The sequence below is a fragment of the Sphingomonas sp. Leaf17 genome, from assembly GCF_001421505.1.
Taxonomy (GTDB): domain Bacteria; phylum Pseudomonadota; class Alphaproteobacteria; order Sphingomonadales; family Sphingomonadaceae; genus Sphingomonas.
Map to the genome: position 1 here is coordinate 15,498 of NZ_LMKL01000010.1, position 21,900 is coordinate 37,397.

A 21,900-nucleotide genomic window follows, 5' to 3' on the forward strand; every position below is an offset into this window, starting at 1 on the left:
GCTGCTATAGGGTCGGGCGTGCGCGACCGAAACCCTTTGCCGACGCTGTGGTTGATGACCGACGAACGGATGGGCGACGCGCTGTGGCCGGCGCTGCGCGCACTGCCGCCGGGGTCGGGGGTGGTGTTCCGCCACTATGCCACGCCGTCCTTCGCGCGCCGCGCGCTGTTCGTGCGGGTGCGGCGGATCGCGCGGGCGCGGCGGCTGGTGCTGGTGGCGGCGCGATCCGTCGGGCTGGGCCGGTGCGACGGGGTGCATGGGCATGGGCGGGAGCGGGGGCCAGGTATCCGTACTTGGCCGGCGCATCGGCGGGCCGAGGCGCTGGCCGGGGTTCGGGCGGGGGCGGATGCGCTGTTCGTGTCGCCGGTCTTCGCGACCCGGTCGCACCCGGGGGCCGCTGCGCTGCGGCTGGGTCAGGCGGTGCGGATCGGGCGTGGCCTTGGACGACCGGTCATCGCGCTGGGTGGCATGACCGCGATGCGGTTTCGTCGGATCCGGCGGTACGGGTTCGACGGTTGGGCGGCGATCGACGGTGTGACGCCGCAAACGGGCCGGACCCGAACCACGTCATGACCGGTCGAAAGGTTACAAAGGTTACACCCGCAGCAGGGGGTAACCGTCACGCCCGCATCAGAAGCGGAACGCGGTTCCGACATAGACGGCCTGGCTGTCACGATGCGCCTCGTCGGTGCGGGCAAGCCGTTCGCGGTCGGAACGGTAGCGGACACCGGCGGTGACATCGAGATTGCGGGTCAGCGAATAGGCCCCGCCGACGTCGACCGAGTAGCTTTTCACGTCGTCGACCAGCATCGGCACGGTGCCGAGCGGACGATCCGCCCCCGCCTTCATACCGCCGGTGAACCGGTTGCCGGCGTAGTTCAGGCCGATATCGACCCGCTCGCGGCTGCCGGGTGCGCCGCCGAGATCGACCTTGCCGACGTCACCGGTGACGGCAAGACGCTTCCAGCCGACACCGACGCCCAGATTATAGGCGATCGGCGCGATGCCGACGGTCGGCGCGACGGCCGCGACCTGCGTGCCGACGGCACGGTTGGTCCGCGCGCGCACCGCGACGGTAATCGCCCGGTCGCCTTCGCGGCTGTCGGACGGCGTGAACCGGAAACTGCGGGTATCGAGCGCACCGCGGGCAAACAGCGCGGCGAGCTTGGGGTCGGCGGCGGATGGCGTGAACGACCCGAGCGACCGGGTCGACATGGCACGGCGGGCGTCGCGATTGGCCTGTTCGGTCGCACCGAAAGCGGGCGCAACGATGAACGCGGTGGTGACCAGCACCCCCGCCGTTATCCCTGCAATGATCCGCCTTGCGACCAAAACCCATCCCCTTGAGAACCGCATTAACGCCTGTTTTGCGATTTCGCTTCCGCAATTTCACCCGTCGCAACCGTTTTTGCAGGAGTGTGGCAATCCGCACACAGACCCCCTGCCCGGCGCATGGCGACCGGCCGGCCGGGGTGGCGTCCTTGCGATATGCTTGCGGGGTCCGGCGCGCACCTGTACAGCCCGAAACCATCCCGACGTCTTGCCAGGAATTACCGATGATCCGCCTGTCGCGCACCGCAATTCTGGCCACCGCCATCCTGTCGCTTTCCGCCTGTGGCGGCGGACGCGCGACCAGCGGCGCGCTGGCCCCGAGCCAGGTCACGACGATCGGCGTCAACAGCTATCTGTGGCGCGCCAGCCTGGAAACGCTGACGTTCATGGGCCTGACCCAGACCGACTCCAATGGCGGCGTGCTGGTCACCGACTGGTATGTGAACCCGCAGGCCCCGACCGAGCGGATGAAGGTGACGGCGACGATCCTCGACCAGGACCTGCGCGCCGATGCGCTGCGCGTGTCGGCGGTGCGCGAGGTGAACCAGGGCGGCCAGTGGGTGTCCGCCCCGGTCAAGGCGGCCACCGTGCAGAAGCTGGAAGACGTCATCCTGACCCGTGCGCGCGACCTGCGTCGCACCGCGATCACGGGCTGAGCGCACCATGGCCTCGCGCTTCAACGCGCTGAAGGCGGACGCGGCCTGGCAGAAGATCTGGGACGACCGCCGCACCTTCGCGGCCGACGACATGTCGGCCAAGCCGCGCAGCTATGTGCTGGAGATGTTTCCCTATCCGTCGGGCCGCATCCACATGGGGCACGTCCGCAATTACACCATGGGCGACGTGCTGGCGCGCTATCGCCGGATGATCGGACACGAAGTCCTGCATCCGATGGGGTGGGACGCATTCGGCATGCCGGCGGAAAACGCGGCGATGGAAAAGGGCGTGCATCCGGGCACCTGGACGCTCGCCAATATCGAGACGATGAAGGCGCAGCTGAAGCGGCTGGGCTTTGCGCTCGACTGGACGCGCGAACTGGCGACCTGCAAGCCCGATTATTACGGACATGAGCAGGCGCTGTTCCTCGACCTGTATGCGGCCGGTCTGGTCTATCGCAAGGAATCGGCGGTCAACTGGGATCCGGTCGACATGACCGTGCTGGCCAACGAGCAGGTCATCGACGGGCGCGGCTGGCGATCGGGCGCGCTGGTCGAGCGGCGCAAGCTGAGCCAGTGGTTCCTGAAGATCACCGACTTCGCCGACGAATTGCTGGAGGGCTTGGACCGGCTTGAGCATTGGCCGGACAAGGTCAAGCTGATGCAGGAGAACTGGATCGGCCGCAGCCGCGGGTTGCAGTTCCGGTTCGCGCTGTCGGACGGTGGTTCGGTCGAGGTATTCACGACCCGGCCCGACACGATCTTCGGCGCGAGCTTCGTCGCGGTCGCCGCCGATCATCCGATCGCGCAAAGGCTGGCCGCCGGCAATCCGGCGGTCGCCGACTTCATCGCGCTGTGCAAACAGGGCGGCACGACCGCGGCCGAGATGGATACGCAGGAAAAGCTGGGCTTCGATACCGGCCTTACCGCGACGCATCCGTTCGATCCGGCGATCACCCTGCCCGTCTACATCGCCAATTTCGTGTTGATGGAATACGGAACCGGCGCTGTGTTCGGCGTGCCGGCGCACGACCAGCGCGATCTGGATTTTGCACGGAAATATGCACTGCTGGTAACGCGGGTCGTCGCCGACGGCGATGCGACCGATCCGATATTCGAGAGTATGACAGCGTTTACCGGTGGTGGGCCGCTGGTCAATTCGCGCTTCCTCGACGGCCTCGGGATCGAGGAAGCCAAGCGGGTCGTTATCGGTCGGGCCGAGAGCGAAGGCTGGGGCACCGGCACCACCGTCTACCGCCTGCGCGACTGGGGTGTGTCGCGCCAGCGTTACTGGGGCACGCCGATCCCGATCGTGCATTGCGACGCCTGTGGCCCGGTCGGCGTGCCGAAGGAGCAGTTGCCGATCGTCCTGCCCGACGACGTGACGTTCGACGTGCCGGGCAACCCGCTCGACCGGCATCCGACGTGGAAGCATGTCCCCTGCCCCAGCTGCGGCGCACCGGCGCGGCGCGAGACGGATACGCTCGACACCTTCGTCGATTCGTCGTGGTATTTCATTCGCTTCGCCAGCCAGCCGAAGGACAGGCCTTTTGACAAGGCGATCGCCGAGAAGTGGCTGCCGGTCGGCCAGTATATCGGCGGGGTCGAGCATGCGATCCTGCACCTGCTGTATGCGCGGTTCTGGACGCGCGCGTTGAAGCATATCGGGTTGCTCGACGTTGCGGAGCCGTTCGCCGGGCTGTTCACGCAAGGCATGGTGACGCACGAGACGTACCGGGCGCAGGACGGCCGCTGGCTGTCCCCGCCCGAAGTGCGCGACGGCATCGAGATCGCGACCGGTGAGGCCATCGAGGTCGGGCGCGTGACCAAGATGTCGAAGTCGAAGAAGAACACGATCGACCCCGAGCCGATCGTCGACCAGTACGGGGCCGACGCGACGCGGTGGTTCATGCTGTCCGACTCGCCGCCAGAGCGCGACCTGCCGTGGAGCGATGCCGGGATCGAAGGGTCATGGCGCTTCGTTCAGCGGCTGTGGCGGCTGTTCGACGGCGCGGCGCCCGGAGAGGGCCGCGACCCGGCGCTCGATCGGAAGCTGCACCAGACGATCGCCGGCATCGCCGACGATATCGAGGCGCTGTCGTTCAACAAGGCGGTCGCCAAGCTGTACGAACTGGTCAACGCGATCGAGAAGGCCACGCCATCGGCGTCACGCAGCGAAGCGGTGTCCAAGGCGATGCTGCTGGTCGCGCCAATGGTCCCGCATCTGGCCGAGGAGGCTTGGGCGGCAGCGGGTCATGCCGGCCTGATCGCCGATGCGGCGTGGCCGAGCGTCGACCCCGCCCTGCTGGTCGAGGACGAGGTGACGATGGCGATCCAGGTCAACGGTAAGCTGCGCGATACGCTGACCTTCGCCAAGGGAACGCCCCGAGACGCGCTGGAGGCGGCGGCGCTGGCGTCGGACAAGGTCATCCGGGCAATGGACGGCAAGCTGGCGAAGAAGGTGATCGTCGTGCCGGATCGCCTTGTGAACATCGTCGCATGAGGCGTCTTGCCCTTCTGGCGCTGATGACACTCAGCGGCTGTGGCCTGAAGCCGCTCTATTCGGGTGGCAGCAGCGGCGTGGTTGCCGCGACGTTGGCCGATGTCACGGTTGCGCCGATCCCGGGTCGCGCCGGCTGGCTGACCGGCAACGCACTGCGCGATCGGCTGCGCGCGTCCGGTACGCCGCGCTACCGGCTGGACGTGCGGCTGGACGACCAGATCACCGGGCTGGGTACGCGGCGGGACGACAGCGTCAGTCGCGAACGGCGGACGCTGCGCGCACGCTATCAGCTGGTCGACCTGAGCAACGGCAGCGTGGTGCTCGACCAGTCGGCGCGGTCGGATGCGGGGATCGACGTGGTCCAGTCGGAATATGCCACCATCGCGGCGGAAAATACCGCGCTGGAGCGGCTGTCGGGGATCATCGCCGACCAGATCGTCACACGGGTGGCGTTGTACGCCCAGCGGCGCGCGTCGGCACCGTGAAGGCATCGGCGGCGCAGATCAGGGCCGCACTGGAATCTCCCAAGCCCGATATCCGGTTGTTCCTGCTGCATGGTCCCGACGCAGCGGGCGCGGCCGTGCTGGCAAAGCGACTGGCCACCGCGATGGGAGCCGACGCCGAGCGCGTCGATTTCGACGGCAGCCAGTTGAAGTCCGATCCGTCGCGACTGATCGACGAGGCGGCGTCGATGTCGTTGTTCGGCGGCGCGCGGCATATCCGGGTCAGCGGCGCGGGCGAGGAATCGCTGGAGGCGTTCACGTCCCTGCTGACCGCCGACATGGCCGGCAATCCCGTGGTCGCCATCGCGCCGACCGTGAAGGCGACCGCGAAGATCGTGAAGCTGGCGATCGAATCGCCGCGCGCAATGGCCTTTGCCTGCTATCCGCCGACAAGCGCCGATTTCGAGCGGCTGGCGGCCACGCTGGTCCGTGACGCCGGGCTTCGCGCGACACCGCCGGTCCTGCATCGCCTGTCGGGGCTGGCGGGGGGCGATGTCGCGGTATTGGCGCAGGAGGTCGAGAAGCTGGCGCTGTACCTGGATGCCGCGCCGGATCGACCGGCGGACCTGACCGACGACGCGCTGGATGCGCTGGGTGCCGATCTGGGCGAGACCGAGTTGTCCCGCGTCGTTGAGGCGGTGATCGCGGGGCGACCGGGTGTGCTGGGCGAGGAACTGGTGAAACTGCGCGAGGCGGGCACGTCGCCGATCCCGTGGCTGCGGCAGCTGACCCGGCGGCTGGTCGTGCTGGCGGACATTCGCAGCGACATGGAGGCGGGGGCGAACCCCGACAGCGCGATCAAGCGGCAGCGGATCCACTTCAGCGAGGAAGCCGCCACCAAGGCCGCGATCCGCCGCTGGTCGCCGCTGATGCTGGCAAAGGCCATCGCACAGGTACGCGAGGCCGAACGCGCGGTCATGGCCCCCGGCAACCCCGGTCCGATCGCGGCCGAAACGGTGGTGACGCGGATCGCGCAGGGCATCGAACGGCGGCGATAGGTTCGGCTGTTCCTAGATGGAATCGCCGGTCAGGCGCTGGCAGACCATGTCGAGCTGGTCGAGCGTGGAATAGGACAGGGTCAGCGTGCCCCCCGATTCGCCATAGACGATCCGTACGGTCAGACCGAGCAGGTCGCCCAATTGATGCTCCAGCGCGGCGATATCGGCATTCGGTGCCGCCATGTCCGGACCAGTACCGGTCTTTGCGGAGTCGCGTGGCTGACGTTCGCGCGCCGGTTGCTTGGCGGTGCGGGCGAGTTTTTCGGTGTCGCGGACCGACATGCCCTTTGCCGCGACCTGTTCGGCCAGCGTCTCGACATCGCGCGAACCGAGCAGCGCGCGGGCATGACCCATCTGCAACGACCCGTCGATCACCCGGTCCTGCACCGAAGCGGGCAGTTCGAGCAGGCGCAGCAGGTTGGCGACATGGCTGCGCGATTTGTGGACGATCTTGGCCAGCACCTCCTGCGTGTGGCCGAACTCGCCGGCGAGCCGCTGATAGGCCTGCGCTTCCTCGATCGCGTTCAGATCCTGACGCTGGATATTCTCGATCAGCGCGACTTCGAGCGTTTCCGAATCGCTGAAATCGCGGATGACGACCGGCACCTCGTGCAGGCGCGCGCGCTGGGCCGCACGCCAGCGACGTTCGCCGGCGACGATCTGATAATCCTTGCCGTGCGGACGGACGACGATCGGCTGGATGACGCCGCGCGACGCGATCGACGCGGCCAGTTCATCGAGCAGGGTTTCGTCGAAGCGACGGCGCGGCTGGTCCGGGTGCGGCGACAGCGCGCTGACGGGCAGCATGCGGACACCGGGCGATGCCGTGCTGCCCGGAGTGACCGGTTCCTCACGGGCAATATCGCCCAGCAGCGAACTGAGTCCACGGCCGAGGCCCGACCGGCCGCGTTTCGCAGCGTCGCTCATGCCGCCACCGCTTCGGTGCGCGGCAGACGACCGATCAGTTCGCGAGCAAGCGCGATATAGGCCTGCGATCCGACGCAGCGATGATCGTAGATGAGCGCGGGCAGGCCGTAGCTCGGGGCCTCCGACAGGCGCACGTTGCGCGGGATGACCGTGTCGAACACGACCCGGCCGAGAACCGCGCGGACATCGGTCGACACCTGCTCGGTCAGACGGTTGCGGCGATCATACATGGTCAGCGCGACGCCGAGGATCGACAGGCCGGGATTGAATCGCGAGCGGATCCGTTCGACGGTGCTGAGCAACTGGCTCAACCCCTCCAGCGCGAAGAACTCACATTGCAGCGGCACCAGCAGCGAATCCGACGCGACCATCGCGTTGATGGTCAACAGGCCCAGCGACGGCGGGCAGTCGATGAGGATGATGTCCCAGGTTCCCCGCGACCGGGCGATGGCGCGATCCAGACGGTGCGTCCGTTCGTCCAGCTCGACCAATTCGATCTCGGCACCCGACAGATCGACGGTTGCCGGGATGACGTCCAGACCGGGCACACAACTTTGCACGACGGCCTCGTCCAGCGTGGCCGATCCGATCAACAGGTCGTAGCTCGACTTCGTTCGCTGCTGCTGGTTGATGCCAAGGCCGGTGGAGGCATTGCCCTGCGGATCGAGGTCGATCAGCAGGACGTGTTTGCCGGTCGCCGACAAGGCGGTTGCCAGGTTGATCGCGCTGGTGGTCTTGCCCACCCCGCCCTTCTGGTTCGCCACCGCAATGCACGTCATCTGGCGCGTACCCCTGTCATTACGACGATTGAAGAGTCCGCGTCAGTCAGACTTTGTTCCACGTGGAACACAAACGACCAACGCTGACGCAGGCTTATCATTTCGGACGGGTCAAAGCGACCGCGTGGAAGCAGCCAAAGTGTCTTTTCATCGGACACATGCGCGGCGATCTTCAGGATCATGTCGATCGATGCGACCGCGCGCGCCGAGATGACTGCGGCGGCCATCCCTGGCACCGCCTCGATCTTGGTGGCATGGACCGTGACATGCGCGTCGATCGCCAGCGTCGTAGCGGTGTCTTCCAGAAACAGTGCGCGCTTTCGCCGTGGTTCGACAAGGACCATCGGCGCGGACCGCACGACCGCAACCGCCAGACCGGGAAAGCCGCCGCCGGTGCCGATATCGACCCATGCGCCGTCCGCAGCTCTGGCGAGATCGACAAGTTGCAACGAATCGACGATGTGCCGTGACCACAGTGTGGCGACGGTGGACGGTGCGATCAGGTTTTGCCTGCTGTTTTCGTCAGCGACGATCTCGACCATTCGACCAAGCGACGCGGTGTCTTCCGCCCCGAACCGCGACCCGGTCCAGGCCCGTGCTTCATCCTCGGTCACGCGGCGGCTCCCCGTCGGCTATGCAGCAGGATCGCGGAGAGCGCCGCCGGCGTGATGCCGCGAATCCGTCCGGCCGCGGCTAACGTCGCGGGCCGCGCGGTTTCCAGGCGCTCGACCATCTCGTTCGAGAGACCGGGGATCGTCGCGAAACGCAGCGTATCCGGCAACAACCGCCCCTCCTCCGCCCGCAGGGCCGCAACCTCGATCGCCTGGCGTTCGAGATAGGGTGCATAGCGCGCGTCCTCGATCACCTCGGCCGCAACGTCGGTGTCTATGCCGATCGCAGCCCCCGGGGCGACGGCATCCACATCCAGCGCGCCGATCCGCAACCAGTCGAACGCGCTGCGGCGCGTGCCGTCCTGGCTGACGCAATCATTGGCGGCGAGGTCCGACGACGTGCGCTGAACGTCCAGCGCGGCGCGGAATCGCCGGCGATGATCCTCGTGACGGTCGACCTGCGCGATACGGTGGGGCGACAGACAGCCGACCGTCCGGCCGATCATCGACAGCCGGGTGGTGGCGTTGTCCGACCGCAGCGACAGGCGAAACTCCGCGCGAGCGGTCAACATCCGATAGGGTTCGGTCACGCCCTGCAACACGAGATCGTCGATCATCACGCCGATATAGCTGGAAGCGCGATCAAGGATCATCGGCGCATCGCCGCGAACCGCCAGCACGGCGTTGATGCCGGCGACGATGCCCTGCCCTGCCGCTTCTTCGTAACCGGTCGTACCGTTGACCTGGCCCGCGAGATACAGGCCCGGCACGTCGCGCACCGCCAGCGTCGCCGACAGGCTGCGCGGATCCAGATAGTCATATTCGACGGCGTAACCCGGCTCCACGATCGTTGCTCGTTCCAGCCCCCGGATCGTCGCCAGCATCGCCGCCTGCACATCGGTCGGCAGCGACGTGGAAATGCCGTTGGGGTAGACGGTCGCATCGTCCAGCCCCTCCGGCTCCAGGAAGATCTGGTGCCCGTCGCGGTCGCCGAACCGATGGACCTTGTCCTCGATCGACGGACAGTAGCGGGGACCGGCCCCGTCGATCGCCCCGGAAAACAGCGGGGATCGGTCGAGTCCACCCCGGATGACGTCGTGCGTCGCGGCCGTCGTCCGGGTGATGGCGCAGGAGAGTTGCGGCAGATGCCGGTGCCGGGTCAGCGGCGACAGCGTCCAGTGATGGTCGTCTGACCGCTGCTCCTCCAGGCGACTCCAGTCGATCGTGCGACCGTCGATCCGTGGCGGTGTGCCGGTCTTCAGACGACCGATCGGCAATCCGCGATCCCGCAGCTGTTCCGATAACGGCAGGGCCGCGCGCTCGCCAATTCGCCCACCGGTAGCGCGGTCATCACCCCGGAAGATCTTGCCGGCGAGAAACGTACCGGAGGCGAGAATCACCGCGCGGGCGTGGACGATCGTACCATCCGCGAGGACTATTCCGGCCACGCGATCGCCGTCGAAGTGGAGAGCGGTTGCTTCCCCCCGGACAATCGTGAGGGTCGGCTCAGCAGCGACCGCCTGTTGCACGGCGGCGGCGTAACGGCGTCGATCGGCCTGGACGCGCGGGCCGCGAACCGCCGCGCCCTTGCTCTGATTGAGCATCCGGTGATGGATGGCGGCGGCATCCCCGGCCCGTGCCATGACGCCGTCGAGCGCATCGACTTCGCGGACGATATGCCCCTTGCCCAGCCCGCCGATCGCCGGGTTGCAGGACATCGCGCCGATCGTGGCCGGGTCGAAGGTTATCAGCGCCACAGGAGCGCCCATGCGGGCGGCAGCGCAGGCGGCCTCGACACCGGCATGTCCGCCGCCGACTACAACGATTTCGATCATGACGTCGCTTAGCGTGAAGCGATGCCCCGGGTCAAAACTGTTCCACGTGGAACATCACTTGCCGATGCAGAATTGCCCGAACAGGCTGTCGAGCATGGCTTCGGTCGCGTCGCTTCCGGTGATCGCGGCGAGCGTGCGCAGCGTCATGCGCAGGTGTTCGCCGATGATGAGCAGATCGTCCGACGCACCATTGCGCAACGTGCGTTCCGCCTGCGTGACCAGCTGGCGCTGACGCTGGTTCAGCGCGACGGTCCCGGCCGACGGAAGCGTCGTGCGGGCGATCGACGCGATGGCGGACCACAACCGGTCGATCGTGTCGCGGCGATCGCGGCGTACCGCCATCGCCCGCCCGCGCGGCAGCACCGCGCGTTCGGGCAGGTCGGCGCGCGTGTGGAGCCACAGGGCGTCCGCGCGTGGCGGTGCATCTTCACCCAACCACAGGATGATGTCAGCCGCATCAATGACGCCCCGTGCGCGGGCGATGCCGATCGCCTCGATCATATCGTCGGTGGATACGGCCAGCCCGGCGGTGTCGCTGATCCGATAGGCGATCCCGTCACGGACGACGGCGGTTTCGATGACGTCGCGCGTCGTGCCGGCGATCGGTGATACGATGGCCGCGTCCCGCTCGACCAACAGGTTGAGCAACGTCGACTTGCCGGTATTAGGTGGCCCGGCCAGCACCACCCGCACGCCATCGCGCAGCCGCTCGACCGGCGGTTGGGCAAGGATGACCGCCATGTCGTCGGCCAGGCCGGTCATCCCCGCCACGACCGCTGCCATGTCCGCTGCACCGCCGACGTCATCCTCGTCGGCAAAATCCAGTTGCGCCTCGACCTGCGCCGCCAGCGCGACCGCGCGACGTGCCCAGCCGGCGACCGCCTGGCTGACGCGCCCTTCGGTCGCGGCGACGGCCATCGTCCGCTGCGCCTCGGTCTCGGCCTGTAGCAGATCCCCCAGCCCCTCGGCCTGGGTGAGGTCCATCCGGCCGTTGAGGACGGCGCGGCGGGTGAACGCCCCCGCCTCCGCCGCGACCAGTCCGGGCAGGGCTGCGAGCGCCCGCTCGACCGCCGCCACGACCGCGCGGCCACCATGGACGTGAAGTTCGACCAGATCCTCACCCGTCGCACTGTCCGGCCCCGGAAAGACAAGGACGAGCGCGCGATCGAGCAGGGCCCCGCCGGCATCGCGCAGTGCGCGCAGGCCGGCCTGACGTGGTGGCGGCAACCGCCCTGCCAGCGTGGTCGCCGCGGCCAGCGCAGACGGGCCACTGATCCGCAGGATCGCGATCGCTGCCGGTGGCAGGCCGCTGGATACCGCAAAGATGGTCGTCGTCACCCGCCGGTCTTTCCCGCCGTTTCGAACATCCGCCGCCAGAAGGTCATCCCCGCCTCCCCCATCGGGGCCCAGTTGCGTATCATCGATTCCATCATCTCGGGCTTCATGCCCCCCTCCATCGTCTCCATCAGCGATGCGACGTAGCGGTCATGCAACGGCGTCAGGTCCGGCAGGCCCATCGCCCGCCGCGCTTCCTCCGGCGTGCATTCGACTTCGATGTTCATCTTCATGGACGTGGATCCTTGAGTGAGGCGGGCAAGCCCGGCATGTGCGGTGCATGTATGCCGCCGATCGCGCCCCGATCGCAACGGCCGTTGGACCGATCCTGTCAACCGGATGCTGGAGCGCATCAACCCGTAGCCGATGGACGACGCCAATTTTCTGCAATCCCACCGGGGTCGCGTTGGTGGAGGCCTTGCGCGCGCAACCCCTGCCCCATCGTCATACCATGCCACCGGATCGTCGGAACCAGCGGTGCCCTCGGACCGTATAGCGCGGGTGCGGGACCGGCCATCACGGCGTGGCGCCTGCGGCACGAACACCGATATTGACGGAGCCTTTCGATGACCAAGACGATCGCGATCACGACGCCGGACGGCGACCGGACCTTCGATGCCTATGTCGCCGAGCCGGCAGACACGCCACGCGCCGCGATCGTCGTCATCCAGGAAATCTTCGGGGTGAATGCCGGCATCCGCCGCAAGTGCGACATGCTGGCGGAGGCTGGCTATCTGGCGATCGCGCCCGACCTGTTCTGGCCGATCGAGCCGGGCGTCGAGTTGGACCCAGATGTTGCACCGGAAATGGAGCGCGCGCTGTCGCTGATGGGCCAGTTCGATCAGGACGCCGGCATCCGTGACATCGAGGCGACGATCCGCACCGCCCGCGGGATGCTGGGCGATGGCGGCAAGGTCGGCGCGGTCGGATATTGCCTGGGCGGGCGGCTGGCCTTCATGACCGCCGCGCGCACCGACATCGACGCGAGTGTGGGCTATTACGGCGTCGGCATCGACGGACTGCTGGACGAAGCCAGGGCGATCGCCAATCCCGTCCTGCTGCATGTGCCGGTCGAGGACCACTTCGTCGACAAGGCCGCGCAGGCCAAGATGCACGAGGGACTGGACGACCATCCCAAGGTCACGCTGTACGACTATGCCGGTGAGGACCATGGCTTCGCGGCGGCGTTCGGCAAGCGACGGTCGGAGGAGGCGGCGGCACTGGCCGACGAGCGTACGGCGGCGTTCTTTGCCGAGCATCTCGGGTAGGTTGCTCAAGGACTTTTGCGCGGACACGGGCAAAGCCCGTGTCGTTGGTCGGGGCCTCGGCCCCGCCGGCCGGACAAAAAAGGAGCCGGCAACGCATCTGCGTTGCCGGCCCCTTTTTTGTCACTGATTCATGCTGTCGAAGAAATTCTCGTTGGTCTTGGAATCCTTCATCTTGTCGAGCAGGAATTCCATCGCGTCGATGGTGCCCATCTGCATGAGGATGCGGCGCAGCACCCACATCTTGCTGAGCTTGCCCTTGTCGACCAGCAGTTCCTCCTTGCGAGTACCCGACTTGCCGACGTCGAGCGCCGGGAAGATCCGCTTGTCGGCGACCTTGCGGTCCAGCACGATCTCGGAGTTGCCGGTGCCCTTGAACTCTTCGAAAATCACCTCGTCCATGCGGCTGCCGGTGTCGATCAGCGCGGTGGCGATGATCGAGAGCGAACCGCCCTCCTCGATGTTACGCGCGGCGCCGAAGAAGCGCTTCGGCCGCTGCAAGGCGTTGGCGTCGACACCGCCGGTCAGCACCTTGCCCGACGACGGCACGACCGTGTTGTAGGCGCGACCCAGACGGGTTATCGAGTCGAGCAGGATCACGACGTCCTTCTTGTGCTCGACCAGCCGCTTGGCCTTTTCGATCACCATTTCGGCGACCTGGACGTGGCGCTGCGCGGGTTCGTCGAAGGTCGAGGATACGACCTCACCTTTCACGCTGCGCTGCATGTCTGTCACTTCCTCGGGACGCTCGTCGATCAGCAGGACGATCAGGAAGACCTCGGGGTGGTTGTCGGTGATCGCCTTGGCGATGTTCTGCAACAGCACCGTCTTGCCGACGCGCGGCGGGGCGACGATCAGCGAGCGCTGGCCCTTGCCCTGGGGCGAGACGATGTCGATCACCCGCGCCGACTTGTCCTTGATCGTCGTATCCTGCGGGTCGAGGGTTAGTTTTTCTTCCGGGTACAACGGCGTCAGGTTATCAAAGTTAACGCGGTGGCGCACCACATCCGGGTCATCAAAGTTAACCGTAATAAGCTTGGTTAACGCGAAATAGCGTTCGCCGTCCTTGGGACCGCGGATCTCGCCCTCGACCGTGTCACCGGTACGCAGGCCGAACTTCCGCACCTGGTTGGGCGAGATGTAGATATCGTCCGGCCCGGCCAGATAGTTGGCCTCCGGCGAGCGCAGGAAGCCGAAGCCGTCGGGCAGAACCTCGATCGTGCCGAGGCCCATGATCTGGTCGCCATTGTCGGCCTGAACCTTCAGTATCGCGAACAGCAGGTCCTGCTTGCGCAGCGTCGATGCGCCCTCGACCCCCAGTTCCTCGGCCATGCTGACCAGTTCGGCGGGCTTCTTCTTCTTCAGGTCTTTGAGATGCATGGGAGTGTCTTCCGAATGCGGATCGTCGGGGAACAGGCGCTGGTCGGCGAAGGATACGCGACACGGGAACGCAGGTGGAGACGGCGGCACCAGTGGACGGCAGGACGCCGCGCTGCTGATGCTGTCCGGTGGCGTTAGGATTCGGCTGCGGCCAAGTCAAGCCGCCGCTTGGCCGGCAGGCGGCAGCACTCTGCCGCCCCCCGCCCCGCACATATTACGCTCCGCACGTCTGACAGACGTATCGTCAGAACGGCTTGATGATGACCAGTACGACGATCAGCGTGACAGCGAGCGCCGGAACTTCGTTGATCATCCGCAAGTGGCGACCGGTCAGCGTCGGCTTGCCCGCCGCCAGCTTCTTCGCATAGCTGACGGTCCAGCCGTGGTAGCCGGTCAGCAGCACGACAAGCAGCAGCTTGGCATGGAGCCAGCCAAGGCCCCCCGCCCCGTCGAGCAGCCCCAGATTGACCGCCAGCGCAAGGCCCAGGACCCAGACGACGATCATCGCCGGGGTCAGGATGATCGACCGGATCTTGCCCTCGCGCTCGATCCACGCGGTGGCCTCATCCATGCGACCGGCGGCCAGCGCCTCCTGATGATAGACCAGGTAGCGCGGCAGCATGAACAGCCCCGCCATCCAGAAGATCACGAAGATGAGATGCGCGGCCTTCACCCAGTCATAGGCCGCACCCAGAAAGCCAGTCATGCCATATTCCTCACGCCGGGTTCCTCACGCGGGCGATCAGCCGCTCGACATGCGCGATCGGCGTGTCGGGCAGGATGCCGTGTCCAAGATTGAAGATGTGGGGCCGGTCGGCGAACGCGGAAAGGATCCGGTCGATCGCCGCGTCCAGCGTCTCGCCGCCGGTGATGAGCGCCAGCGGGTCGAGATTGCCCTGCACCGGCATCCCTTCGGGCACATGTGCGGCGGCCCATTCGGGATCGACTGTCTCGTCCAGACCCAGCGCGTGGACTCCGGTTTCACGGGCATAAGCGGGCAGCTTGCCCCCTGCCCCCTTGGGAAAGCCGATGATCGGCACGCCGGGACAGCGCGCGGTCAGCCCGGCGACGATCCGCGCATTGGGGGCGATGACCCAGCGCTCGAACTGCGCCGGGGACAGGCTGCCGGCCCAGCTGTCGAACAGTTGCACCGCCTCGACCCCGTTCTCGATCTGGCGGGCGAGATACTCCACGGTCATGTCGGCGATGGCGTCGACGATCGCGCCGAACGCCTGCGGATCGCGATAGGCGAAGCGGCGCGTCTCGCCCTGATCCTTGCTGCCCTTGCCGGCGACCATATAGGTTGCGACGGTCCAGGGCGAACCCGCAAAGCCCAGGAAGGTGGTCTGTGGCGGCAAAAGCCCCGCTACCTTGGCAACGGTGCCATAAACCGGTTCGAGGCGCTCTGGGACAGCCTCCAGCGCGGAAAACAGGTGGTCGACCAGCGGCGGCTCCAGCCGAGGCCCCTCGCCCACCCCGAAACTCAGATCCTGGCCCAGCGCCCATGGCACCATCAGGATGTCGGAGAACAGGATCGCGCCGTCGAAACCGAACCGCCGGATCGGCTGCACCGTCACTTCGGCGGCGCAGTCGGGATCGGTGGCAAGCGCCAGGAAGCCGCCCTTCTCCGCCCTGAGCGCGCGATATTCCGGCAGGTAGCGTCCGGCCTGTCGCATGAGCCAGATCGGCGGGACGGCCGGTCTGTGCCCCTTTAGGACGGCGAGCAGGGGCTTGATCGGCAGGTCGGTGGACGGATCGAGGGTCAGAACGACCTCCCTTCTTCAATAAAAGAAGAATCTAATGAGGATGTAGATGCTGTTGGCGCGTGGATAACGCGACTTATGCGGTCATGCCCATATTGCCAACAGCTTGACTCATGCCGCCCCACGGCGGGCCGCAGATTCGGATAGCGTCATCCCCGTTATCCACAGGCTGTGGGTGAAGGCGTCTCCTGTGTGCGGGACTGTGGATGGAATCGGACTTGTCCACGGTCGAACCCCGGGTTGGACGCGGTCGCGACTTACGCTACCCCTTGCCCCCATGTTATCCACAGAACGCTCCCGCGCCGGCTCCGGGTGGCCGGCATGACCCGGCTTCACCTCCACCTGTTGTCGGACTCGACCGGCGAGACGCTGGAGAACATCGCGAAGGCGGCGCTGGCGCAATATGACGACGTCGAGACCGTCCGCCATTTCTGGCCGATGGTGCGGACCGAGACGCATCTGGAGCGCATCCTGCAGGAAGTGGCGCAGAATCCCGGTCTCGTCATCTTCACGCTGGTGAACCCGGCGACGCGGCGGATCCTGGAGCAACGCTGCCGGACGCTGGGCCTGCCCGCCGTCGCCCCGCTCGATCCGGTCAACGATGCGCTGTCGGGATTGCTGGGGCAGCAGGCCAAGGCGCGCCCCGGTCGCCAGCATGTCCTCGACGCCGCCTATTTCGCGCGGGTCGACGCGATCCAGTTCACCATCGCGCATGACGACGGCATCGCGTGGGAGGAATGGGAGGAGGCCGACATCCTGCTGGCCGGGGTGTCGCGATCGTCCAAGACGCCGACGTCGATCTACCTCGCCAATCGCGGGTTCAAGACCGCCAACATCCCGATCGTGATCGAAAGCCCGCCGCCGCCCTTCCTGTTCACGCTGAAAAAGCCGCTGGTCGTCGGGCTGACGACCAGCGCCGACCGGCTGATCCAGATCCGTCGCAACCGATTGCTGTCGCTGAACCAGGCGCCCGAGACGCCGTATGTTAATCAGGACGCGGTGACGCGCGAGCTGGCCTATGCCCGGCGGATGTTCGCCGACAATGGCTGGCCGGTGATCGACGTTACCCGCCGCTCGATCGAGGAGACGGCGGCGGCGATCATCGCGCTGGTCAACGACCGGGGTGATGGCCGACGCGAGGGGGATTCGCATGACTGACTTGCGGTTGATCCTTGCCTCCCAAAGCGCCAGCCGGCGGGCGATGCTTTCAGCGGCGGGCGTCCCGTTCGACGCGGTCAATGCCGGCGTCGACGAGGATGCGGCCAAGGCGGCGCTCGCGCATCTGTCGGCGCGCGACCTGGCCGACGCGCTGGCCGAACTGAAGGCGCTGAAGGTGTCGCAGCGGACGCCGGAGCATCTGGTGCTGGGCAGCGATTCCGTCGTGGCGCTCGACGACGGGACGCTGCTCGACAAGCCGGTCAGCCGCGACCAGGCGGCGGCGCATCTGCGGATGATGGCGGGCAAGCGGCACACGCTGTGGAGTGCGGCCGTCATCGCCGAGGGGGGACGCGCGGTGTGGCGGCATGTCGAGCCGGCGCGGATGCATGTCCGGCCATTGTCCGATGCGTTCATCGACACCTATCTGGATGCCGAATGGCCGGCGATCGCAGGATGTGTCGGCTGCTACCGGATCGAGGGACCGGGCGTGCAGCTGTTCGACAAGGTCGAGGGCAGCCAGTTCACCATTCTCGGCTTGCCGCTGATGGCGGTACTGGCCCATTTGCGGATCAGGGGTGTATTGCCGGCATGACCTTTACCAACGACGCGACGCGACCCTATGCCGAAGTGATCGGTGACCCGATCGCCCATTCCAAATCGCCGCTGATCCACGGTTTCTGGCTGGAGGTGCTGGGCATCGACGCGGACTATCGCGCGACGCATGTCACACCCGAGGCCCTGCCCGGCTATTTTGCGCAGCGGCGGGCCGATCCGCACTGGCGCGGCTGCAACATCACCATCCCGCACAAGCTGGCGGCGCTCGATCATGTCGAGGATCGCGGCGGGGTTCGCGGGACGATCGGCGCGATCAACCTGGCGTTGCGGGTGGACGCCCTGGATGATGAGGGGGACGCGATCATCGGCACCAATACCGATGCGGGTGGCTTCTACGCACCGATCGCCGGGCTGGACCTGAGCGGCGCACCGGTGACGGTGATCGGCGCGGGCGGTGCGGCGCGCGCGATCCTGTTCGCGCTGTCGAAGATCGGGGTGGGGCCGGTGACGATCCTGAACCGCAACGTGCTGAAGGCGGCGGCTTTGCTCGCGACCTTCGGGCTGAAGGGGCAGGCCCTGCCGCTGAACGCCGGGATCGGCCCTTGCGCGCTGCTGGTCAACGCCAGCGCGCTTGGCATGGCGGGGCAGCCGCCGCTCGACGTCGACCTGTCGGCGCTGCCGGAAGACGCGGTCGTATACGACGTGGTCTATGCGCCGCTGGAAACCGCGTTGCTGAAGGCGGCGCGCGCCCGCGACCTGGAGACGGTCGACGGGCTGGACATGCTGATCGGTCAGGCCGCGCTGGCGTTCGAGATGCTGTTCGGGGCGGAACCGCCGCGCGACCGGGACGAGGATCTGCGGGCGTTGCTGACCAAATGATCCGCTCCCTATGATCCGTCTGGGCCTGACCGGGTCGATCGGCATGGGCAAGTCCACGGTCGCGGCGATGTTTCGCGAATCCGGCGTGCCGGTGTTCGATGCCGACGCGGCGGTTCACGCCTTGCAGGGACCGGGTGGGCGTTTGCTGCCCGCGATCGAGGTGGCGTTCCCCGGTACCACCGGTCCCGCCGGCGTCGACCGGGCGCGGCTGGGCGCGACGGTATTCGGCGACGACTCGGCGATCCGCCGGCTGGAGGCAATCGTCCATCCGGCGGTGGCGCAGGAGCGGGCGGCGTTTCTGGCGGCCCATGCGGATGCGCCGCTGGTCGTGTTCGACATACCGTTGCTGTTTGAAACCGGCGGCGAGCGCGGCGTTGACCGGATCGCCGTGGTATCCGCCGCCGCCGATGTCCAGCGCGCGCGCGTGCTGGCAAGACCCGGTATGACCACGGAAAAATTCGCGGCGATCCTGGCCCGGCAGACCCCTGATGCGACCAAGCGGGCGCGGGCCGACTTCGTCATTCCGACCGATGTGCCACTGGCTGAAACCCGCGATGCGGTGGCCCGCGTGATCGCTTGCCTCCTGCCGAATGAAGGTGAATAACACCCTATGCGCGAAATCGTGTTCGATACCGAAACGACCGGCCTCAGCTTCGCTGGCGGCGACCGCATGGTGGAGATCGGCTGCGTCGAACTGGTCAACCGGGTCGAAACCGGCCGGACCTTCCACGCCTATTATCACCCCGAACGCAACATGCCGGCCGAGGCGCAGGCGGTGCACGGCATCAGCGAGGCGTTCCTGGCCGACAAGCCGGTGTTCGCCGATGCCGTCGACGACCTGATCGACTTTCTGGGCGACGCGCCGCTGATCGCGCACAATGCCGGGTTCGACTTCTCGTTCCTGAACGGCGAACTGAAACGCTGCGGCCGCCCGGTCGTCAACGCCAAGACGCGGATGATCGACACGTTGCAGATCGCGCGCAGCAGGCATCCCGGTGCCAAGCACACGCTGGATGCGCTGTGCAACCGGTTCGGTATCGACCGCAGCCACCGTATCGTCCACGGCGCGCTGCTGGACGCGCAACTGCTGTCGCAGGTCTATGTCGAGCTGATGGGCGGGCGGCAGATCGGGCTTGGCCTGGATTCAAGCGATCCGGCGGGTCAGGTCACGACGTCTGTCGTATCTGCCCCACGGGCTGCCCGTCCGACCCGGGTTTTTGCACCGACCGAGGGAGAATTGGTCGCACATCGGGCGTTTATTGATAAGCTCACCGATCCGATTTGGGGGGCCGCGGCGTCCGGATGACGCCAGCCGGTATGAAGTCCAACAGGATGATGCCGGTCGTGAACACCTAAGGAGACGAATATGGATATCCGGGTTTCTGGTCATCAGGTCGATACGGGCGAAGCACTGAAGCTGCACGTTCAGGACCGGCTCCAGGGTATCGCCGACAAGTATTTCGCGCGGGCGATTTCCGCGCAGGTCACCTTCGGCAAGGGACCGCACGAAGCTTTCAGCTGCGATATTGTCGCGCATGTGATGCAGGGACTGGTCCTGAAGGGCCGGCATGATGCGCAGGACGTGTACAAGGCGTTCGATGCGTCGGCCGACAAGATCGAAAAGCAGCTGCGCCGCTATATGCGCCGCCTGAAGGACCGTCATGCCGGCGCGGCCGCCAGTGCGGCCGAACAGGAAACGCTGGGCTATGACAATGCCGGCTATACGCTGTTCCAGGAGCAGCAGAACGAGGACGATGCCGGCGACGCGCCGCTGATCGTGGCCGAAACGCGGGTGGACGTGCCCGACGCCAGCGTGTCGGACGCGGTAATGATGCTCGACCTGCGCAACACGTCGGCGCTGTTGTTCAAGAATGCCGGGACCGGTGCGTTCAACATGGTATACCGGCGGGGCGACGGCACAATCGGCTGGGTCGAGCCGCACCGCGCCGCCTGACCTATCCCTGCCCATCAAGGCGCGCTACAGCCCCGCCGAGTGCCGGGGGGCCGTAGCGCGTGAGTTCAGACTGCATCATGACCGACCTGAGTGACCTGTTGCGTCCCGATGCCGTTTTGATGGACGTCGCCGCCGCCAACAAGAAGACGATCTTTCAAACGCTGGCGACGGCGATCGCGCCACAGGTCGGCATCGACCCCCGCGCGATCGTCGACGTCGTGACGCTGCGGGAAAAACTGGGGTCGACCGGGTTCGGCAACGGTGTAGCGATTCCGCATGGCAAGATGGCGGGGCTGACGCAGGTCGTCGGTGCGTTCGCGCGGCTGGCGCAACCAGTCGAGTTCCAGTCGGTCGACGGCCTGCCCGTCGATCTGGTCTTCGTCCTGCTGTCGCCGGTCGGGGCGGGGGCGGATCATCTGAAGGCCTTGGCGCGCGTGTCCCGCCAGTTGCGGGATCGCGCGTTCTTGGCCAAGTTGCGCGGGGCCGGCTCGCCCGACGCGCTGTATGCGCTGTTCACCGCGGACGAGGCCCGTGATGCCGCCTGATCCGGCACCCGGTGCGGCGGGCGCGGGAGCCGATGCACATTTTCGTGCGCTGGAATCGCTGTATGCGACCGCGCCGATCAACCGCCTGTTTGAATCGCGGCTGGAAATCGTCGAGGCGGGCGTGGCACGGATCCACTTCCTGCTCGACGAGCGGCATTTTCATGCCGCCGGCGCGGTCCACGGCACCAGCTATTTCAAGATGCTCGACGATGCCGCCTTCTATGCGTGCAACAGTCTCGTCACCGATCGTTTCCTGCTGACGACCGCGTTCAACCTGTTGTTCACCAGGCCGTTGCCGGCGGGACCGGTCATTGCCGAGGGACGCTGGATCAGCGGCAAGCGTCGGGTTTTCGTCGGTGACGCGCGGTTGATCGACGCGCAGGGGGAGGAGGTGTCGCGCGGTACCGGCACCTTCATGACGTCGCAGATCCGGCTTGGCGGATTGCCCGGATACCGGCGCGCGTGAGCGACCGGTTGCCCAGCGATGTCGTCGTCGGCGCGCTGCTGCGCCGGGTGAACGGGGCGGGTGGATTCGGCCTGGTGCTGGCAAGGGGGGACGCTCAGGCGGGCGGCATTCTCGTCGTCCTGCTGGAACGGGGAATGCCAGTACGGGTGGTCGAACACGGGCTGGGACCGGCCGGCGATACCGTGCTGATCGACTCCACGCCGGAGGACCGCCCCCATGGGCCGGGGGGCGACGCCGGCGACGAGTCCGGAAGCGCGCCGGGACCGGATTTTCTAAGCGCCTATCTGAACCGACGACGCGCACGCGACCCGGATCTGTGGATCATCGAGGTGGATATCGCAGCGGCAGAACGCTTCGCCGCTGATGCGCTGCTCGGTAATTGACTATTTACGCCTGTGGAACAAAAGCACGGTCAACGAAATTCAGCGTTGTGCCGGCCGTGTGCGATACGGGCGG

Annotated in this window: 26 protein-coding genes; 16 read left to right on the forward strand and 10 right to left on the reverse strand. The window is 66.7% G+C overall.

Annotation, left to right across the window (positions count from 1 at the left end; all coding sequences use genetic code 11):
• The first annotated feature begins 54 nt into the window (after positions 1–54).
• Positions 55–573: a thiamine phosphate synthase gene (locus tag ASE75_RS14600; protein WP_082464024.1), complete on the forward strand. Its 519-nt coding sequence runs from the start codon at positions 55–57 to the stop codon at positions 571–573.
• Between the two features lie 57 nt (positions 574–630).
• On the opposite strand, the gene ASE75_RS14605 is transcribed toward ASE75_RS14600, so the two are convergent.
• A complete protein-coding gene (locus ASE75_RS14605) occupies positions 631–1,293 on the reverse strand; it encodes a hypothetical protein (RefSeq protein WP_156340547.1) in 663 nt (220 codons plus the stop codon).
• Between the two features lie 263 nt (positions 1,294–1,556).
• Here ASE75_RS14605 and ASE75_RS14610 point away from each other — a divergent pair, with 263 nt between their 5' ends.
• The 4 genes from ASE75_RS14610 to holA are packed head-to-tail and all read left to right on the forward strand — an operon-like array spanning position 1,557 to position 5,992.
• Positions 1,557–1,988 carry a DUF3576 domain-containing protein gene (locus ASE75_RS14610; protein WP_055934970.1) on the forward strand — a complete coding sequence of 144 codons (432 nt, stop codon included), beginning with the start codon at positions 1,557–1,559 and terminating at the stop codon, positions 1,986–1,988.
• A 7-nt stretch (positions 1,989–1,995) separates the two neighbouring features.
• Positions 1,996–4,491: a leucine--tRNA ligase gene (leuS, locus tag ASE75_RS14615; RefSeq protein WP_055934973.1), complete on the forward strand. Its 2,496-nt coding sequence runs from the start codon at positions 1,996–1,998 to the stop codon at positions 4,489–4,491.
• On the forward strand, positions 4,488–4,976 hold the full coding sequence (lptE, locus tag ASE75_RS14620) for an LPS assembly lipoprotein LptE (protein WP_055934976.1): 489 nt from the start codon (positions 4,488–4,490) through the stop codon (positions 4,974–4,976). Before leuS ends, lptE begins: the two co-directional genes overlap by 4 nt.
• Positions 4,973–5,992 carry a DNA polymerase III subunit delta gene (gene holA / locus ASE75_RS14625; RefSeq protein ID WP_055934979.1) on the forward strand — a complete coding sequence of 340 codons (1,020 nt, stop codon included), beginning with the start codon at positions 4,973–4,975 and terminating at the stop codon, positions 5,990–5,992. The genes lptE and holA overlap by 4 nt, the downstream gene beginning before the upstream one ends.
• 12 nt (positions 5,993–6,004) lie before the next feature.
• On the opposite strand, the gene ASE75_RS14630 is transcribed toward holA, so the two are convergent.
• Genes ASE75_RS14630 through ASE75_RS14655 form a run of 6 tightly spaced genes read right to left on the reverse strand, consistent with a single transcriptional unit; the run spans position 6,005 to position 11,712 of the window.
• Positions 6,005–6,919 (reverse strand): ParB/RepB/Spo0J family partition protein, encoded by a 915-nt coding sequence (locus ASE75_RS14630; RefSeq protein WP_055934982.1) that lies wholly within the window; start codon positions 6,917–6,919, stop codon positions 6,005–6,007.
• Positions 6,916–7,698 (reverse strand): ParA family protein, encoded by a 783-nt coding sequence (locus tag ASE75_RS14635; protein WP_055934985.1) that lies wholly within the window; start codon positions 7,696–7,698, stop codon positions 6,916–6,918. The genes ASE75_RS14630 and ASE75_RS14635 overlap by 4 nt, the downstream gene beginning before the upstream one ends.
• On the reverse strand, positions 7,695–8,312 hold the full coding sequence (locus ASE75_RS14640) for a 16S rRNA (guanine(527)-N(7))-methyltransferase RsmG (RefSeq protein WP_055934988.1): 618 nt from the start codon (positions 8,310–8,312) through the stop codon (positions 7,695–7,697). Before ASE75_RS14640 ends, ASE75_RS14635 begins: the two co-directional genes overlap by 4 nt.
• Complete coding sequence (gene mnmG, locus ASE75_RS14645; protein WP_055934991.1) at positions 8,309–10,144, reverse strand: tRNA uridine-5-carboxymethylaminomethyl(34) synthesis enzyme MnmG; 1,836 nt, start codon at positions 10,142–10,144, stop codon at positions 8,309–8,311. The genes ASE75_RS14640 and mnmG overlap by 4 nt, the downstream gene beginning before the upstream one ends.
• Before the next feature lie 54 nt (positions 10,145–10,198).
• Positions 10,199–11,482, reverse strand: coding sequence for a tRNA uridine-5-carboxymethylaminomethyl(34) synthesis GTPase MnmE (gene mnmE, locus ASE75_RS14650; protein ID WP_055934994.1), 1,284 nt, complete (start codon positions 11,480–11,482; stop codon positions 10,199–10,201).
• Positions 11,479–11,712: a DUF6489 family protein gene (locus tag ASE75_RS14655; protein WP_055934997.1), complete on the reverse strand. Its 234-nt coding sequence runs from the start codon at positions 11,710–11,712 to the stop codon at positions 11,479–11,481. Before ASE75_RS14655 ends, mnmE begins: the two co-directional genes overlap by 4 nt.
• A gap of 51 nt (positions 11,713–11,763) precedes the next feature.
• Here ASE75_RS14655 and ASE75_RS15265 point away from each other — a divergent pair, with 51 nt between their 5' ends.
• Together ASE75_RS15265 and ASE75_RS14660 are read left to right on the forward strand one after the other, a co-directional pair.
• Entirely contained in the window at positions 11,764–12,033 is a 270-nt protein-coding gene (locus ASE75_RS15265; protein WP_235512827.1) for an MGMT family protein, read from the forward strand.
• A gap of 12 nt (positions 12,034–12,045) precedes the next feature.
• Positions 12,046–12,747: a dienelactone hydrolase family protein gene (locus ASE75_RS14660; RefSeq protein ID WP_055935000.1), complete on the forward strand. Its 702-nt coding sequence runs from the start codon at positions 12,046–12,048 to the stop codon at positions 12,745–12,747.
• A gap of 120 nt (positions 12,748–12,867) precedes the next feature.
• Here ASE75_RS14660 and rho read toward each other — a convergent pair whose 3' ends face one another.
• The 3 genes from rho to hemE form a co-directional block, all read right to left on the reverse strand.
• Entirely contained in the window at positions 12,868–14,124 is a 1,257-nt protein-coding gene (gene rho, locus ASE75_RS14665; RefSeq protein ID WP_055935003.1) for a transcription termination factor Rho, read from the reverse strand.
• Between the two features lie 244 nt (positions 14,125–14,368).
• Positions 14,369–14,830, reverse strand: a complete 462-nt coding sequence (locus tag ASE75_RS14670) for a CopD family protein (protein ID WP_055935006.1) — start codon at positions 14,828–14,830, stop codon at positions 14,369–14,371.
• 10 nt (positions 14,831–14,840) lie between these two features.
• Positions 14,841–15,866: a uroporphyrinogen decarboxylase gene (hemE, locus tag ASE75_RS14675; RefSeq protein WP_055935009.1), complete on the reverse strand. Its 1,026-nt coding sequence runs from the start codon at positions 15,864–15,866 to the stop codon at positions 14,841–14,843.
• A gap of 342 nt (positions 15,867–16,208) precedes the next feature.
• On the opposite strand from hemE, the gene ASE75_RS14680 reads away from it, so the two are divergent.
• The 9 genes from ASE75_RS14680 to ASE75_RS14720 all read left to right on the forward strand — a co-directional run bounded on the left by ASE75_RS14680 (position 16,209) and on the right by ASE75_RS14720 (position 21,827).
• Positions 16,209–17,045, forward strand: a complete 837-nt coding sequence (locus ASE75_RS14680; protein WP_055935013.1) for a pyruvate, water dikinase regulatory protein — start codon at positions 16,209–16,211, stop codon at positions 17,043–17,045.
• A complete protein-coding gene (locus ASE75_RS14685) occupies positions 17,038–17,637 on the forward strand; it encodes a Maf family protein (protein WP_082464025.1) in 600 nt (199 codons plus the stop codon). The genes ASE75_RS14680 and ASE75_RS14685 overlap by 8 nt, the downstream gene beginning before the upstream one ends.
• On the forward strand, positions 17,634–18,479 hold the full coding sequence (locus ASE75_RS14690; protein ID WP_055935018.1) for a shikimate dehydrogenase family protein: 846 nt from the start codon (positions 17,634–17,636) through the stop codon (positions 18,477–18,479). The genes ASE75_RS14685 and ASE75_RS14690 overlap by 4 nt, the downstream gene beginning before the upstream one ends.
• A 10-nt stretch (positions 18,480–18,489) precedes the next feature.
• Complete coding sequence (gene coaE / locus ASE75_RS14695) at positions 18,490–19,083, forward strand: dephospho-CoA kinase (RefSeq protein ID WP_055935021.1); 594 nt, start codon at positions 18,490–18,492, stop codon at positions 19,081–19,083.
• A gap of 6 nt (positions 19,084–19,089) precedes the next feature.
• On the forward strand, positions 19,090–19,785 hold the full coding sequence (gene dnaQ / locus ASE75_RS14700; protein ID WP_055935024.1) for a DNA polymerase III subunit epsilon: 696 nt from the start codon (positions 19,090–19,092) through the stop codon (positions 19,783–19,785).
• 60 nt (positions 19,786–19,845) lie between these two features.
• Entirely contained in the window at positions 19,846–20,433 is a 588-nt protein-coding gene (gene hpf / locus ASE75_RS14705; RefSeq protein WP_055935028.1) for a ribosome hibernation-promoting factor, HPF/YfiA family, read from the forward strand.
• Between the two features lie 77 nt (positions 20,434–20,510).
• Complete coding sequence (locus ASE75_RS14710; RefSeq protein WP_055935031.1) at positions 20,511–20,978, forward strand: PTS sugar transporter subunit IIA; 468 nt, start codon at positions 20,511–20,513, stop codon at positions 20,976–20,978.
• Entirely contained in the window at positions 20,968–21,444 is a 477-nt protein-coding gene (locus ASE75_RS14715; RefSeq protein WP_055935034.1) for a PaaI family thioesterase, read from the forward strand. Before ASE75_RS14710 ends, ASE75_RS14715 begins: the two co-directional genes overlap by 11 nt.
• Positions 21,441–21,827, forward strand: coding sequence for a DUF1491 family protein (locus tag ASE75_RS14720; RefSeq protein WP_055935037.1), 387 nt, complete (start codon positions 21,441–21,443; stop codon positions 21,825–21,827). Before ASE75_RS14715 ends, ASE75_RS14720 begins: the two co-directional genes overlap by 4 nt.
• Positions 21,828–21,900 lie beyond the last annotated feature (73 nt).

What these genes read in the sequence shown, in the direction of transcription:
- ASE75_RS14600 (WP_082464024.1), top strand. Translation starts at nt 55, where the DNA reads ATGACCGACGAACGGATGGGCGACGCGCTGTGGCCGGCGCTGCGCGCA.
- ASE75_RS14670 (WP_055935006.1), bottom strand. Translation starts at nt 14,830, where the DNA reads ATGACTGGCTTTCTGGGTGCGGCCTATGACTGGGTGAAGGCCGCGCAT.
- ASE75_RS14710 (WP_055935031.1), top strand. Translation starts at nt 20,511, where the DNA reads ATGACCGACCTGAGTGACCTGTTGCGTCCCGATGCCGTTTTGATGGAC.
- dnaQ (WP_055935024.1), top strand. Translation starts at nt 19,090, where the DNA reads ATGCGCGAAATCGTGTTCGATACCGAAACGACCGGCCTCAGCTTCGCT.
- ASE75_RS14630 (WP_055934982.1), bottom strand. Translation starts at nt 6,919, where the DNA reads ATGAGCGACGCTGCGAAACGCGGCCGGTCGGGCCTCGGCCGTGGACTC.
- ASE75_RS15265 (WP_235512827.1), top strand. Translation starts at nt 11,764, where the DNA reads ATGCCGCCGATCGCGCCCCGATCGCAACGGCCGTTGGACCGATCCTGT.
- lptE (WP_055934976.1), top strand. Translation starts at nt 4,488, where the DNA reads ATGAGGCGTCTTGCCCTTCTGGCGCTGATGACACTCAGCGGCTGTGGC.
- ASE75_RS14715 (WP_055935034.1), top strand. Translation starts at nt 20,968, where the DNA reads ATGCCGCCTGATCCGGCACCCGGTGCGGCGGGCGCGGGAGCCGATGCA.
- mnmG (WP_055934991.1), bottom strand. Translation starts at nt 10,144, where the DNA reads ATGATCGAAATCGTTGTAGTCGGCGGCGGACATGCCGGTGTCGAGGCC.
- ASE75_RS14680 (WP_055935013.1), top strand. Translation starts at nt 16,209, where the DNA reads ATGACCCGGCTTCACCTCCACCTGTTGTCGGACTCGACCGGCGAGACG.
- hpf (WP_055935028.1), top strand. Translation starts at nt 19,846, where the DNA reads ATGGATATCCGGGTTTCTGGTCATCAGGTCGATACGGGCGAAGCACTG.
- leuS (WP_055934973.1), top strand. Translation starts at nt 1,996, where the DNA reads ATGGCCTCGCGCTTCAACGCGCTGAAGGCGGACGCGGCCTGGCAGAAG.
- ASE75_RS14685 (WP_082464025.1), top strand. Translation starts at nt 17,038, where the DNA reads ATGACTGACTTGCGGTTGATCCTTGCCTCCCAAAGCGCCAGCCGGCGG.
- rho (WP_055935003.1), bottom strand. Translation starts at nt 14,124, where the DNA reads ATGCATCTCAAAGACCTGAAGAAGAAGAAGCCCGCCGAACTGGTCAGC.
- ASE75_RS14690 (WP_055935018.1), top strand. Translation starts at nt 17,634, where the DNA reads ATGACCTTTACCAACGACGCGACGCGACCCTATGCCGAAGTGATCGGT.
- ASE75_RS14610 (WP_055934970.1), top strand. Translation starts at nt 1,557, where the DNA reads ATGATCCGCCTGTCGCGCACCGCAATTCTGGCCACCGCCATCCTGTCG.
- ASE75_RS14635 (WP_055934985.1), bottom strand. Translation starts at nt 7,698, where the DNA reads ATGACGTGCATTGCGGTGGCGAACCAGAAGGGCGGGGTGGGCAAGACC.
- coaE (WP_055935021.1), top strand. Translation starts at nt 18,490, where the DNA reads ATGATCCGTCTGGGCCTGACCGGGTCGATCGGCATGGGCAAGTCCACG.
- ASE75_RS14660 (WP_055935000.1), top strand. Translation starts at nt 12,046, where the DNA reads ATGACCAAGACGATCGCGATCACGACGCCGGACGGCGACCGGACCTTC.
- ASE75_RS14655 (WP_055934997.1), bottom strand. Translation starts at nt 11,712, where the DNA reads ATGAAGATGAACATCGAAGTCGAATGCACGCCGGAGGAAGCGCGGCGG.